Raw genomic sequence first — 14,910 nt, forward strand, 5'->3', positions numbered from 1 at the left:
ATGGCCATCTTAACTGCCTACAAGAACTCATCACGAGAGGTGCCAACGTCAATGCTGCTCCAACTACAGGACCATACCAAGGCTTCACCCCCCTGCATTCGGCCGCACACGATGGCCATCTTAACTGCCTACAAGAACTAATCACGAGAGGTGCCAACGTCAATGCTGCTCCGACTACAGGACCATACCAAGGCGTCACCCCCCTGCATTCGGCCGCAAAATATGGCCGTTTTGACTGCCTACAAGAACTCATCACGAGAGGTGCCAACGTCAATGCTGCTCCGACTACAGGACCAAGCGAAGGCGTCACCCCCCTGCATTCGGCCGCACTAAATGGCCGTTTTGACTGCCTACAAGAACTCATCGCGAGAGGTGCCAACGTCAATGCTGCGACTATCAAAGGCAAAACCCCCCTGCATTTTGCCGCAAAACATGGCCGTTTTGACTGCCTACAAGAACTCATCGCGAGAGGTGCCAACGTCAATGCTGCGACTATTAAAGGCAACACCCCCCTGTATTTTGCCGCACAACATGGCCATCTTAACTGCCTACAAGAACTAATCACGAGAGGCGCCAACGTCGATGCTGCTCCGACTACAGGACAATACGAAGGCTTCACCCCCCTGCATTTGGCCACACTCCATGGCCATCTTGACTGCCTACAAGAACTAATCACGAGAGGTGCCAACGTCAATGCTGGCCTTCACGCAGGCTTTACCCCCCTGCATATTGCCGCACTAAATGACCGTCTTGACTGCCTACGAGAACTCATCAAAGCAGGCGCTACCGTCGATATCGTCGATCTTACTCGTAAAACCCCTGCTGAGATAGCAGCAAAAAAAGGACACCATGAACTTGCATATCTTTTGAATGATATTCAAAAACGTGGTTCTCAAGCGGCAACCACCGTAGAAAAAGATGAAGAAGATCAGTGCACCATCTGTTTTGAAAACTTTGCTGAACAGGGCTCTTGTACAACGCTTCGTTGCGGACACGACTTTCACCCCGACTGTATCAAAACGGCAGCTAGAATAGAACTTGCCGATAACGATGACATCAGAAATACCATGGGCGCAAACTTCAAACCTACCGCAACCTGCCCAAACTGCCGCAACGCTACCGAATTCACTCGCGAAAACAATGAGCCAAGGTTGGTAAGAATTGTTGTTCGCCCTACAAAAAAACAACGTTCCCATCACCAAGATTCTGAAGGATCGATAGGTTTTATTGACCCTACCCTTGAAGACCAGGCCGCTACCAGTTCCGGTTCTTCAAGTAGTTCAAGCAGCTCATCAAGCTCCTCGAGTAGTTCAAGTAGCTATGGCGAAGCCTCTTCTTCAGGCCCAAGCTCTTCAGGCCCAAGCTCTTCAGGCCCAAGTAACTCGAACGATACATTGCTCGGCCGCCAAAGCGGACGAGAAAAACGCTCTCGCGATGGAGAATAAAGTTATGAAGAAACATTACGGAATAACACTCTTTTTTATACTTGCCACAGCAACTCTTGGAAGCAATGCTCACGCAGCTGCTCAATCTGATCATCCAGCTCGAACACTACAATTGGACCCAAAGAAACGAGTTAGAATTGTTCAAAACCCTTTTGGTTCAACGTTTATCAGAAATCAAGGAGACGCTGCATCTACAGGAATAGAATTTCAACATTATTCTCCCTACTTCCGGTTTGCCTATGACGATGCAAGTCGTAATGCTTTATACGAGGCATTAAATGCTCGCTACGGAGTGGCATATGGAGATCTTAGCGGGACCAATACTTACGCAGACAAATATCCAGGACAGTGGATCTCTTTCATAAAAAAAACAGAAACTGCCACCCCAACATTACCAGTACATTCAACATTTGTTCCTGAAGAAACACTCGATACACTAGCGGAGAAGCATGAGAAGTTTGGTTTGATTTTCCAGATCAAAGACAACAAAGTGACAACTCATTTTGAACCTGGCTCCCTATACAATTTTTTTGTACCATCCGCCGCACTGGAAAAAATAGTTAATAATGAAATGCTCAACCCAAAAAAATATTCACTCGATCAGGCACAGCAAGCACGAGAAGAAGCAATAAAAGTACGCAGCTGCATATGGAAAATTCATTTGCAAGTAAAACCAAACTATTTACTTCCCTTTTTAGCAGACTTTCTCCCTTTCATTTTGACCGATTATCGCTTAAGAAACATTTACGACTTCAAAGTCGCCCGCCTTTTCACTAAAGGACAACATCTTCCAGATGATAAGGGATGTTTGTCAAAAAGCCCCGCGCCAATAGTGGTCCTTTACGTAAAAAATTTTTTCAGCGAAACACATGCGGAGCGCAATGCGGTAGTTGATCCAATAATTCAAGCTCTTGTTGAGCGCTATGACGATAATACTATTGGATTAGATATTACCCCCCGCTGCAATGCAAAGATCAATAAATTAGTCTACATCGCTCAAGACAACTTCGACCAGAAGGCACTATTTTTCAAAACCAGAGGCCACGCGTTTATGAGAGAAATCTACACACCTAACCTGGCATTTGTAAAAGGTTACGAGTACATCATTCCACAATTTGCATGGCACGATCGCTCTGAAGAATTCACATCCGAGATCGCTGAGTCACAGCCAGAAAGCTCAGAACTAGAGAAAGGCACAGATTGCGTCGCAACAACCGAAGAATCAACTATATCTGGCACAGTCACAGCAAGCGCTACCTCATGCAGCTCACCCGAAATTAACGAACTCCAGGCAGAGCCTGCCATGCTCACCAAGCGCAGCGACCAACCCCTCGAGCAACAAGACACAACCAAACGTCGTCGCACATAAATAAAAAATAGAGGTTATCATGAAAGGCTTTTTATCATTTTTATTGCTCGCTCTCACGCTCAGCCTACCAGTGGCACACCCTGCTGCAAGCTCAAGCAGCAGCTCGTCTAGCAGTTCAAGCTCAAGCAGCTCTGACGTGCCAGCTGACTATTATTATGCCGATGAGAATATTGAAAAAATAAAAACGGCTGAAGTTAAACATGCACCATGCTCCATAATTATTGAAGAACATAACTACGAAAACCCCACCACTGAAAGCTCAGGAGCCTGCACATACGCATTGGTTGGCCTTATTGAAAATGCTTACTGCCCAATTATAACAAGCGCCTCTATTTTGCTCAACGCAATCGCTCGCATTGACTACAGCACTCACGAACATACCGAAAGAAGATTTAAAGATATCGACTTTTATCAGAAAAAATGGCGCATTTTTACTATTCCAGATACACCATTTTTTCTACTAATCCCCCAAAAGTATGAAGCAATTTACGGCACTACAGGATTTGATGTAGCAAAGATGATTGAACTTTCAGACCTATTACCAACACCAGATTTACAAAATATCGATAAGCTTTTAGGATTCATCGCACATAGCACTGACCCCACACATCCCACCTGTAAACCAAAAAAATCCCTTGCATTCAATCCTGCTGCTTTAAAAAATATTATTATTCCAATGGCAGAAGGAGTCATTCGCGACTTTATGGTTATTGGCCATGGAATGCTTGAGAGCAGCATTTGCGGAACTAAACCTGAAAACATTAAAGCTTTGCTCGATTTCCTTAATAAAAGAACCGAAACTCCCCTCAGCAAGACAGGAACAGTTGGCTTATGGTCGTGCTATTTAGGAGGAAAAAACCTTGACCTGCTAGAATTTACCAACGACACAGCAAATACAGCCCTGGAGAGCTACCGTTTCCCAATTATAGTTTTTTCAATAACAGATGCGGTCGTCTACTGGACTTTGTCACATGCAAAAGAATTGAATAAAAATTTCTTCAACCAGGCAACAAAATTTGCTTCGATTAATACATTTTTATCAGTTTTCACTATGTTAAATCCTAACTCCACAAGAAGATTTGGCAATACACACGGCACCAACTCACTTCCTCAAATTTGGCTACCCTACGGCCACAGTTTTCAAACATTCAAACTCAATGAGCAAATTGAGGTTATTGGTCGCGCAAAGGCACAAATATACAAAGAAAACAATAAACAATTTATTATTGAAAAGAAGGAAGGTTTATTACTCTACTCAAGTAAAATTGAAACACCAATAAAGATTATTGGCAAAGAAGCACAACCCACCCACACACCAACTTATAACCCATTATCCATATCGTCACATCATTTTTGGGTCAATTTACCAACGGGTCTTGAAATCTTTAACAATCCAACAACTGAAGCCAACATTACAGCAAACCCAAAAGCCTACCCACTTTCTTTCAAAGTTCTAAATGAAAGCGACCGCCAATTTTTTGACCAACACACCATCCATTTTCCTCAAATCATCTCAATGATCCGCGGCTCAGCTGTTCATCACTTTGCAGAAATTATTATTGAAAGTAACCAACAAACTGTTGGTATTTTAGATTTCATTCGCAGCGCATTTCTTGATTGCGCCTCTTACAAATCCACTAACGCTTTTGTTATTAAAAAACTTACCGGTATTAACGATTTTTCGTTCATACTTGAAGGTTTAAGAGCGACCTCGGGAAGCACTACGCCATCTGAATTTGAAACAACCTTGGCTGGCAAGGCAGGCCAAGAAATTACTTTGCTTAATGTTACCGTTTATCAATCAGAAATTACTTTTGACACTCCCCCAACACCAAGGATCGACATTTATTTTATTTTTAATGAACTGCATTGGATGTTCTCATTAGATCATCTCACCCAAACACCTTGGAGGTTTGTAAAAACTACAAAAAAAACACCTTGTCAAATTTACAAACAAACAAGATCAGAAATGTCAAAAAACAAATGGGCTGAAGTTAAACCAGCACAAAGTCAAAAATCACTGAGCAGTGTTGTTCAAAAAAAATTCGAACTATATAAAAAAATCAAATCGCTCAGCAATGAACATGAAGTCGTTGAAACACTTAAAAAAGCATATAAAAAACCAATAAGAAAAAGTTTTAAAAGCGCTAGTTCTGCATCAAGTTCTTCAAGCTCGTCTTCGCTCATCCCGAGTGCTCCACTTTGTGAAGCGTATCGAGGGACAAGTACCCCCGTTATTGATGATTCAAGCAAACGAGTAGAGCGAACATCAACCAAAGAAAATAGAAAAAGTAAAAACAAGCGACAACGCACATAAGTAAAAAAATAATAGACTCAAAAAAAGCACCCGCTCAAATTAAGAGCGGGTGCTTTTTTTAATCTCATTTTTTCAGCAATGAAAGAATAACTTCTAGCTAAGCTTTTGGTAACGATGCGTTACTTTGCCCACAACACGGAAATTATCTTTACCACGAATCAAGGCCACAGGCGGGTGCTTGTGGTTGACTGATTCAAGCACAATAAAATCTTCCATGTAGGTAACTTGCAAAATCCCTTTGATAGGGTTTTCGTTGCCGTATTCAACGGCAGCAATATCACCAGAGCGAGTCCACGTTTCAGGAGAGATAATCAAATAATCTCCTTTTACAAACGTTGGCGCCATAGCGTTGCTTTCAACATTTAAGCAAAACATTGAATCATCAGAGCTATTAAAAACTGGCACAAAAATATCTTTGTAGCCCGTTGTTACCTGCGTCAACTGATTGTTGTAGGGAGAAGGATTTGACGGAATGTCACCCATCACCGGAACAATTTTGAGTTGAAGGTCAACTGCAGTTGTTTCAGGAATTTTGACCGTGGTGTCTACATTGTCGGTTCTGCTTCGACGTTGTGCAAACAAATCGACAGGATGAATATCAAACGCATTAGCAAGTTTTTTTAACGCGTCCTCATTCCAACGGCGCGTACCATTTTTGATATGCGTCAAATAACTTTCGGACATACCGGTCTTTTCTGCAAGAACTTTGGTAGTCCACCCTCGTTCCCTCAGCAACTCTTTAACCCGTAACTCTGTTGATGACATAAATACTCCTTTCCACATAATGTAGCCAAGACAAAGATTATGTAGTGTTAACTCGACAGCCTAGCCATATAAATCTGTTAAAATAATATAAACCATGTCAAATAGAAATGCTATCAAAAATTCAAGATGAATGATAAAAAAAAATGTTTCTTTGTGACAATTTTGTTTCAAAACTCATAAAATTTTTTTAAACTCGCTCAAATACCAAGATAGTCTGAGCAAAAAACATGAGAGATAAAAAAACAATGAAGAAATTTATACGCATATTTTTTTTAACACTCTTTGCAGCTACCAGCATTTCACTTATCACGGCCCTTGCCTATACAACCATACTTGTCCGCCAAGCTCAACAGTTTTCCAAAAAAATGAGCAAAAACCCTGGGGACAATAAATCCTCAAAGAAAATATTTATGTTAACCGGTGAAGTTTCGGGCGATAAACTTGGTGCCTGGTACCTGCAAAAAATAAAAGACCAGGGAGTTGCTGTTGAGTGCCAAGCCCTGGGACAAAAATTTTTGAAAGCTCAGAACGCGCAGATACTTGAAGGTTTTGACGAGCTGTACGTTGGCAACGGTCTTTTATCACTCGCGCTCACGCTGCCTGGCCAACTTAAGCATTTTAATCGTTTGGTTGACTATGTTTTAGCAAACAATTTTGACGAAGTCGTACTCGTTGACTTTCCACTCATTAATATCCCCTTTGCACGCGCACTTAAAAAACGCAACGCAAACATGAATATTACGTTTATTGCACCGCCAGAACTATGGTTTTGGGGCTCATGGAACATTGACGAATTCTTAAAAGCGTATTGCGACAACATTATTGTTTTGTACCCGCATGAAGTTGCCTGGTACCAATCAATTGGCATGCAAACTACGTGGCTTGGTTATCCGTACATTAACGAATTTGAACCGTATTTGCGTGAACCACGCGAAAAAAGACCGACCATTGCCCTGCTTCCCGGCTCTAGGCTTGGCGAACTAAAAACCATGATGCCTATTTTTGTAAAATTTATACAAGAGTTTTCACAACAGTTCCCGCAAACACATTATCTGTTTCCTATTGCATCATCGTTCCAACCAAGCGCAGTGCAAAAGTATTTGGATAAAGCAGGGATCCCCACCAGCATTATTTCGATTGTTCAAAATGAAGAAGCAAAAAAAGATGCGTTAAGTACTTGCTGCCTGGCAATAAGCAAACCGGGAACCATTACCCTTGAACTAGCATTACTGGGCGTACCAACCATAGTTACGTATAAAGTTTCATGGCTTTCTCATAAAATTCTCAAAACCTTCGTTAATCCAACCTACATAAGCTTGCCAAACCTACTCACCGGCAAGGACGTGTGCATTGAGCTACTGCAAGATGAATGCAACGCAACAGCACTTGGTAAACAGGCTGCTTTGTTGTATACTAGCTTTCTTGATAACAGCTCGCTGTACCAGCGCAAGCTTTATGAACTTGATGAATTTAGAAAACTTTTTGTGAGCCAAGCAAACCATGTCGCACCAGCAATCAGCCAAGAAAAAGCACCTGTTCCCCAAGCAGTTTTTTGAAAAAGACGCCTGGGCAAACGGCTTGCGCGTGTGCGGCATTGATGAAGCAGGTCGCGGCCCACTAGCAGGGGCGGTAGTTGTAGCAGCAGTTGTTTTGCCGCCCAACACTACCTACAAATTACTCAAAGATTCTAAAATTATGACCGAAGAAGAGCGCGAACAGGCCTATGCCTGGATTGTAAAAAACTGTCTTTTCTCAATTGCGCAGGCCGACCATCACGCTATCGATGCAATCAATATTTATCAGGCAACGCTGCGCGCTATGCGTAAAGCATATGTGCAACTGATCAACATGATGGGCAGCCAATTTGAAACACTGCGCTACGTGGTAGTAGACGCCATGCCGGTTTTTATGAATGAGCCGTACAAGCATGCCAATTTAGATTTTCATAATTTTACGTTTGGCGAAAGTTACTCACGCTCTATTGCTGCTGCCTCAATTGTAGCAAAAGTTACGCGCGACCGGCTGATGGCAACAACGCAAAAACTTTTCCCTGCCTATGCCTTTGATCAACACAAGGGCTATGCAACCGCAGAACACATTGTCAGCATAAAAGAGCACGGGCCCAGCATTGTGCACCGCACCAGTTATTTGTCTAACATTATCAAAAGCAAGCAGGACCATGAGCACCAAAGCCCCCTCTTCTAAAACAATTCCTGCTATGCAGGCAAGCACCTACAACCATTTTGCAGAAGTAATTCAAAGCAGCCTGGAAACATTTACCGCTCAATGTTGGTCATGGAATTTTTTTCCTAACTTTGGCTCACTAGTACAAGTTGAAAGCAACGAGCACATTATTTTGGGCTGCGTGGTACAAATTCAAACCGGCTCCATGGACCCAATGCGCTACCCCTTTCCCTACCAAAAAACTGAAGAAGAGCTTTTGGCCGAACAGCCACAAATTTTTGAATTTTTAAAAACAACCTTTGATGTACAAATTCTTGGCTACGCAGACAAAGAAAATCTTGAAAAGGTTTTATATGCGCTCCCGCCAAAGCCAAGCAAAATTCACGCATTTGTTAAAGAATGCGCACCGGAACTTTCCGCTCAGTTCCTGAGTAATCCGATCTTTTTACCAATGTTGTTTTCTTTTCAGCACAAAATATCTAACCTGGATGAGTTGTTGTTGGCAATATTGCACAACTTAACGACACAAAAGAAACTCACACAGAAGGTATTTCATGATTTTTGCCAAACATTTTCTCTGTTGTCGGGCAATGATTATAGAAGGTTGAAGCTTTTTTTAAAGCGCGTAGAACACATCATTAACAACTAACAGCTTTTGCCACTATCCCATTTTCATAAGGAGTTTCATCATGAACCATTCAACTATTACCCCCTTCAGCTTTGCACTCATTCTCGCTTTTAGCTGTATATCGTCAGCACAAGCGTGGCGCGTTGCAGGCATTGAAAACGAAATGGCAACAGAAATAACAATAGAGCTGGTGCTCAACGAACAATCAATATTCACACAAACAATCCCAGCACAGTCATCACTCAATGCAGGGACATTTGTTGCGCCAAGTTCATTACCAACCGTAGCAATATCCCACGACACAATACCTTCTAGCGAACCGGCCCCTCTCTCACCCTACCATAGCACATCTTCAAGCACCGAATCATTTGAAGATTACTACCCAGTAGCAACATTGAGCTGGCCTTTTTATTTCCCAAGCTTTCCCACAGAACAAGAACTCACCTTTCCAGAACTCCCCACAAGCTATCTTTTAATAACTACGCCACTTGGAAAAATTTATTGCGTTGAAGGATATCAAAAAAAGACTTGCCCAATGCCAGCTTCTTGGCAGTACATTATTTCAAGCAATCCAAGAAAGCCAGCAAGTATCAAAGTCTTGCATTACTCAAAAGGACTTTCAGGCGGAGGCGGCACCCCAGACAGGCCCTGCATCATTTCCATTGGAAAAAACGGACTTTTAAGCGTTAAATCCTATGATTAATATTTTCATATAGAAAATTTAAATAATCTTTGCCTGTAAGTATTGATAAAAAATACGCAAGCGCTATATTTCTCTTATAACAGCCCACAAGGGCCCGTAATAACAAGTATTGTCCAGAAAGACTACAAAAATGAACCGCGTACCAGAAACACTTAACACACCCAGTATTTCTTACCAGTTTTCTTACGATAACGTTTACGACGAAATCTATGAAACATCGTATGGTACGCATTTTGTCTTTTGCGATGATGAAGAAGAATCAGTAAATGCTCAAGAAGGCAACCACATACCGTTGCCTTCTCTCAATTCTACTTTCCACGCTTAAAGCCGCCAATTGGCAGCGATCCCAAGAAATACTTTAAATCGTCATCACCAAAGCGCAAGCCACCACCAAAGAATGGGTTTGCGTTGTCACGACTAATAAAGTCATCCAAACCGAATGTTGTATACAGATTATTTAAGAAGAAGACACGGTTAAGCCATTTAACATGAGGGCGACCAACCTCTACACGATTTCTGCCTCTAAAATCAAATGCTTCAAACGTAGTGATCCAATGGAATTTGTCGGTATACAGCGGCACATTAAAGTCCACGCCGGCACCAAAGGTATTTTCAAATAGCCCCACACGCAACGCAAGCTTGTTAAAGCGCTTACCAAATTGTAAGCCAAACAACACATCGTCTTTTTTCTGTACCGTGCGTTCAACTTGGTCAGCCCACTCAATTTTTCGCTCGGTTGGAACAGGCAGCTCGCTGGCGCGCAAGATAGTACCTTTATCATCGCGACGGGTAATAAACTCAACCTCACGAGAGACACTCCCACGCTCATCGCCCACCAATTGAACAAGATAGAAATAATCAGAACTTGGTCTCAGCTTAAGTTCCAAATATCCCTTTGAAGTGCTATGACGCAACATTGTTTCTGAATGCATGTCAATATTGAGCATAAGCGACTGTGTTTTACCGACATAATTTTTGAAGCCACGAATGGTCTTTTTAAGATCACCATACGTTTCATCTTCATTAATCAACTTACCAATAACACCTTTGCCGGTATTAATTTTGTCGACAACTTCACCAGCACCTCTAAAAGTATCTCGGGCTTGTACTGCCGTGTCTTCCAGGTGGCTAAACGCAGAACCTGCTTTTTCTCCAGATTCTTTAAAGGTTCCTGCAACTTCATGAACATCATTGGTAATGGCAGGAATACTGGTCTTTAAATGCACTACTGTTTCTCTAAAATCTGAAACAATCATATTCAAACTGTTTTCATTGCTTTTTAAAGTCCGCTGCAAAACTTCTGAAAAATCTGCCATACGGTCGGAGGCTTTAGCAACCGATTCGAGCGTGTTACGCAAGTTATCTTCGCCTTTTCGCGAGGCAAAAACGGTTTTAAACGACGACGTTATATCTTGAATGCCGGTTGCAATATCGCGAAATTGCTCAAGAAGTTCGCCCACCGTTGCTGGCGTTTTGCCCGGCATAGAGAGCGTACTGCCCGGCAACAAAACCCCGGTTGTGGGGTCACCCGGATCTATTTCAACATTTTTGGTGCCAATCAAACCATCTTGGTTAATCATGGCATACGAATTTTTTGCTAGTTTATTTTTCTTGTGAATGCGCAGCACAAACTCAGCCTTGCCACCAGAAAGCAAATTAACTTGGTCTATCCAACCAACTTCAACACCAGCAATTCTGACAACAGCTTTTGATACAACACCACCAGCATCATCAAAATATGCTTTGTACTCATTATATTTATCTTTGTTAAAGCGAAATGCTCTGATGTTAATGCTTAAATATAAAAAGATACCAATGGCTGCTAAAATGAATAATCCGACGCGTGTTTCGGTTTTCACGAGGGTACCCTACGTTATAATGAGTATTTTTTTAGAGCCAGTATGATCTGACAATTCTGAAAGATTTTTGAGGCTGAGCAGGAGCTTTTTTGTCGGGCTCTGGCTGCTGCTTGGTATCAGCGTGTTTTTCATCGTTTGAATTTTTCTGCTCTACTTTTTTTTCCTCTTCTTGCACAATTGCCAGCAACTGTTGCTCAACATTGCCAACTTTTCCATAACATAACACAGAATATACTTTTGGCCCAAATTGTTTAGAAAAAATATCTTTTACTTCAGAAAGAAACTTGGGCTTTTCTCCGTAAATGGGCTCCAAATGCTGCCAATTACTATCAACATTTTGTCCCCAACTTTCTGAAAATTCATTCACCACCTTCTTAAATTTTTCTGCCATTGTTTGAGCATCGTCTGCCATTGGCCTGCGAATTCCCAAAATTGCACACAACGCATCTGAAAGAAAGAGCAGTTCAACTTCTGCTGCCGGTGTCCATAGCGTAAAAATATCTTGGAGCGCAAGGTCAAGATTTGGTGTATTTTTCTCTCCTTTTGCACGTGCAAGGCGAGGCGGCATATAAAAAGCATTGAGCTGACCAAAGTCTTCAATCTGACCCAATTCAGAAATATCATCCAACTTGCGACGTCGCTTTTTCAAAAAATCGTCCAAGCGCTGTAAAATCTCTCCAGCTGCCAACTTGCCTTTAATCTCCAAACCTTTTAATAATGTTTGATAGACCGGTTTAAACTCTTGCTTTTCAAAATCATACGCTTCGTTAATATTTATTTTGCCATGCTCACAGCAAATACAAATCTTAACTTGACCGGCCATGCCATCATGTTCTTCCGTCAAATTGATCGTCTGCCAACGGTTTAAATACGGCAACACGCGCATCAAAAATTTTTGTTTAGGCGTTTGTGCTTTCTTTTTCTCTTTTGTTTCTTTTTTGTCAGCTTCAGGCTCATCAAAAGCCCGATCGCCCTGAGCCTGTCGAAGGGCTTGTGCTTCTTCTTTTTCATCGCCAATCGTCAACTTGGCCAACGCAATATTGAGCGCACCAAGTACCAACATTTCAGCACGCTCGCGGTCTACCATGGTGCGGCTAAAATGAGCACCAACATACACACCCCGCACCAGCTGCTGCGTAAGCACCAGCATGATCGAAATAATAATCAGCGAAAAAATTAATATGAAACCGGGCTGCTTTTTCATTGATCTACTCCGTGCACGGTACCACCATCAACATGAACCGGTTCTTTTTGGTCGGCATGCTCCTGCTTACCATCTTTTTCATGCTCTGGTTTTTCTTGCGGCGTTGGGTAGGTAAGAACTGGAAACAAAATTTCAAACGTATCTTCACCGCGCATGGTCCGGTTCCAAAAAGAGATACTAATTTCTACCCAGCGCGGTACCACGCCCTTGGTAAATGGCTCTTCGCCCCACTTGGTAAGGCGCGCCTCTTCCTCTTCTTCTTGTTGCTTTGATGCCGGGCCTTTTGGCTGTTTTGGCTTTCTAAACGTGACGTACGTCACGCTCATGTGCTTAATATTGTCGGCCACCACATGCGTTTGAATTGGCTGCTTTTGTTGTTTTTCATAATCAAAGTCACTAATGCGCATCTTAAAATTTTCGATATCGCGCGTCTCTTTGCGCATCAGCAGATATTTGTCATGCCCCTCTTTACTGTTTTCTTTGTCTTTGACCAGCTCGTACATCACACGTACAAAGCGGACCTTGTGCTCGCCATAAACCTGCAAAGCACCAGTGGTAAGAAACGTTAGATTTTTAAATAAATAGCGACGCTTACCCTGAATTTGGATAAATTGATCTTCATCAACCGTACCAAAGAAATACTCTTTTAATTTTTCTAATTTTTTTTCATGAGCCTTTTTCTTGTCTTCAGCGCTCATGGTTTTTTCTTTTTCCTGCTCTTCGCGTTTTTTTTGCTTCTGCTTTTCGTGATCCTTATCTTTTTCAGGAAAAATTTCTTCCTGCGGTTGTGCTACAAACGCAGCCATAATATCGCGCTCAAGCTGGTTAAAAAGCAGACACACCGTGCGGTTAACACCCATCATCACACGACTGCGCTCAAGGTAGTCCATCAAACTTTGATAGCCCTTCATGAGACCCAAAATTACAAAACTTGAAAGTGAAAGAGCAATAAGCAGCTCCATGAGCGCAAATGCGCGACGCTTTGGCATCATGATTTTGCACCCTTCTTCTTTTGCTTTTCTTTTTCTTCTTCAGTTTTAGGCGTAAAACTTACCATGTCTAGCTGGCCACTCATAAATTCACTTTTCCATAAACATTCAGTTTTGAGTAAGTTCAGGTCGTGTGCAAATTTACGCAGTGCCGACTTTTTGCCAAGTTCGCTGACTTCAGTTGTAAACGTTGCCACCGGCTGCTCAACTTTAATTACTAGCCTTTTACCGGCAGGTAGCGGCTTTACATGTGCGCGATAGATATGCTGCTTGGTAAGAAAAACTTTTTCGATTTGTTCACGGTCTTTGATAATGCGATAGAGCGATCTGATCTGCAAGCTTGAAAGCGTGTACATGACGGTTGCCAAAATGCCCAGCGCCAACACCACTTCAATCAACGTAAAACCTTGTGAACGACGCATGTTACTTCTCCGGCTTTACGTGGCCGTCTAGCAGCGTAAACGTACCCAAAAACGGATTCATCTTCAAACTCACTTGCGAAACTTTTTTATCTTCCTGACGCGAAAGGTGCAGCAAAACATCTTGTACCAAACCGTCTGAAATAATATAACAAAAGGCTTCTCGACTTTGAGCAAAAAGCTCGCGCTTGCCTATAAAAACAGCATTCACTGCAATTTCTTGCGCCAAGTCATAACGCGTTTCAAAAAAGTCTGATGCAACTTGATGATAAATTTTTTTCTGAGGGTTTTCTGGATCGGTACGCTCATCTTCAACCACCACAAACGTTGGCGTCTCTTTGCCTGCTTTTATGCGCAGGCGGTGCACGCGCTGCGTACAAATGGCTTCTTGACGAGCAAAAGAGACGAGATTATTCATCTCGTCCACAATATTTGGCCACTCAGTTGAGGGGCTGCGCCGCATCAGACGCGGGATTGTCATGGTTGCTATTATGCCTATCAGCACAATAACAACCAACATTTCAATCAGCGTAAATGCGTAAGGTTTTTTCATGATCAATTAAGATCCTGATGCAATCCATTTATTTTGAGGAGTATCTTGACCTTCATCACTGCCGTACGAAAAGACTTCATACGTTTTATATTTGCTCGTAAAAACTTGTGGCGGTCTGTTATAAACATAATCGTTGCTCCACGGGTCTTTAGGTACTTCAGTTTGACCTTCAAGATATGGGCCATTCCACTTTGGATTATTGTTTATATTTTGAACCAACGCTTGCAGGCCTTCGCGCTGACTTGGCAAAGCGCCCATGTCCATACGATAGTCAGCTAATGCTGCTTTAAATGAAGTAACCATTGATTTTGCAGCACTCGTTTGGCCACCAGTCATTAACTTCATAACGTTTGGACCAACCAATGTTGCCAACAAACCAATAATGAACACCACAACCAAAATTTCGATCATCGAAAATGCACTACTTTTTTTTGCAAAATTCATACATACCTCGTTATTAAAATAATCATACATT

At 42.1% G+C, this 14,910-nt stretch carries 15 protein-coding genes; 8 read left to right on the forward strand and 7 right to left on the reverse strand.

All coding sequences use genetic code 11. The annotated features are described in order from the left end of the window. The 3 genes from K2W90_01045 to K2W90_01055 form a co-directional block, all read left to right on the forward strand. A partial coding sequence (locus K2W90_01045) for an ankyrin repeat domain-containing protein (GenBank protein MBY0352934.1) occupies positions 1–1,445 on the forward strand: 1,445 nt, incomplete at its 5' end. A 4-nt stretch (positions 1,446–1,449) separates the two neighbouring features. Then, on the forward strand, positions 1,450–2,814 hold the full coding sequence (locus tag K2W90_01050; protein MBY0352935.1) for a hypothetical protein: 1,365 nt from the start codon (positions 1,450–1,452) through the stop codon (positions 2,812–2,814). A gap of 19 nt (positions 2,815–2,833) precedes the next feature. After that, entirely contained in the window at positions 2,834–5,131 is a 2,298-nt protein-coding gene (locus K2W90_01055; GenBank protein MBY0352936.1) for a hypothetical protein, read from the forward strand. A gap of 93 nt (positions 5,132–5,224) precedes the next feature. Here K2W90_01055 and K2W90_01060 read toward each other — a convergent pair whose 3' ends face one another. Then, positions 5,225–5,896: an XRE family transcriptional regulator gene (locus K2W90_01060; GenBank protein MBY0352937.1), complete on the reverse strand. Its 672-nt coding sequence runs from the start codon at positions 5,894–5,896 to the stop codon at positions 5,225–5,227. A gap of 245 nt (positions 5,897–6,141) precedes the next feature. Here K2W90_01060 and K2W90_01065 point away from each other — a divergent pair, with 245 nt between their 5' ends. The 5 genes from K2W90_01065 (at position 6,142) to K2W90_01085 (ending at position 9,736) form a co-directional block, all read left to right on the forward strand. After that, complete coding sequence (locus K2W90_01065; protein ID MBY0352938.1) at positions 6,142–7,452, forward strand: hypothetical protein; 1,311 nt, start codon at positions 6,142–6,144, stop codon at positions 7,450–7,452. Continuing rightward, positions 7,397–8,101, forward strand: a complete 705-nt coding sequence (locus tag K2W90_01070) for a ribonuclease HII (GenBank protein MBY0352939.1) — start codon at positions 7,397–7,399, stop codon at positions 8,099–8,101. Before K2W90_01065 ends, K2W90_01070 begins: the two co-directional genes overlap by 56 nt. Next, the gene (locus tag K2W90_01075) at positions 8,076–8,729 is read left to right on the forward strand and encodes a hypothetical protein (protein MBY0352940.1); all 654 of its coding nucleotides are present in this window, start codon (positions 8,076–8,078) and stop codon (positions 8,727–8,729) included. The genes K2W90_01070 and K2W90_01075 overlap by 26 nt, the downstream gene beginning before the upstream one ends. 40 nt (positions 8,730–8,769) lie before the next feature. Continuing rightward, entirely contained in the window at positions 8,770–9,411 is a 642-nt protein-coding gene (locus K2W90_01080; GenBank protein MBY0352941.1) for a hypothetical protein, read from the forward strand. Between the two features lie 130 nt (positions 9,412–9,541). Next, positions 9,542–9,736: a hypothetical protein gene (locus K2W90_01085; protein MBY0352942.1), complete on the forward strand. Its 195-nt coding sequence runs from the start codon at positions 9,542–9,544 to the stop codon at positions 9,734–9,736. On the opposite strand, the gene K2W90_01090 is transcribed toward K2W90_01085, so the two are convergent. The 6 genes from K2W90_01090 to gspG are packed head-to-tail and all read right to left on the reverse strand — an operon-like array spanning position 9,720 to position 14,879. Beyond that, complete coding sequence (locus K2W90_01090; GenBank protein MBY0352943.1) at positions 9,720–11,270, reverse strand: MCE family protein; 1,551 nt, start codon at positions 11,268–11,270, stop codon at positions 9,720–9,722. The genes K2W90_01085 and K2W90_01090 overlap by 17 nt on opposite strands. A 31-nt stretch (positions 11,271–11,301) precedes the next feature. Further along, positions 11,302–12,474, reverse strand: coding sequence for a hypothetical protein (locus K2W90_01095; GenBank protein ID MBY0352944.1), 1,173 nt, complete (start codon positions 12,472–12,474; stop codon positions 11,302–11,304). Beyond that, the gene (locus K2W90_01100) at positions 12,471–13,466 is read right to left on the reverse strand and encodes a hypothetical protein (GenBank protein ID MBY0352945.1); all 996 of its coding nucleotides are present in this window, start codon (positions 13,464–13,466) and stop codon (positions 12,471–12,473) included. The genes K2W90_01095 and K2W90_01100 overlap by 4 nt, the downstream gene beginning before the upstream one ends. After that, complete coding sequence (locus K2W90_01105; GenBank protein MBY0352946.1) at positions 13,463–13,885, reverse strand: type II secretion system GspH family protein; 423 nt, start codon at positions 13,883–13,885, stop codon at positions 13,463–13,465. The genes K2W90_01100 and K2W90_01105 overlap by 4 nt, the downstream gene beginning before the upstream one ends. Position 13,886: 1 nt before the next feature. Continuing rightward, positions 13,887–14,435 carry a prepilin-type N-terminal cleavage/methylation domain-containing protein gene (locus K2W90_01110; GenBank protein ID MBY0352947.1) on the reverse strand — a complete coding sequence of 183 codons (549 nt, stop codon included), beginning with the start codon at positions 14,433–14,435 and terminating at the stop codon, positions 13,887–13,889. Between the two features lie 6 nt (positions 14,436–14,441). Then, positions 14,442–14,879 carry a type II secretion system major pseudopilin GspG gene (gspG, locus tag K2W90_01115; protein ID MBY0352948.1) on the reverse strand — a complete coding sequence of 146 codons (438 nt, stop codon included), beginning with the start codon at positions 14,877–14,879 and terminating at the stop codon, positions 14,442–14,444. Positions 14,880–14,910: the final 31 nt, after the last annotated feature.

It is taken from the genome of Candidatus Babeliales bacterium, assembly GCA_019749895.1.
Taxonomy (GTDB): Bacteria; Babelota; Babeliae; order Babelales; family RVW-14; genus AaIE-18.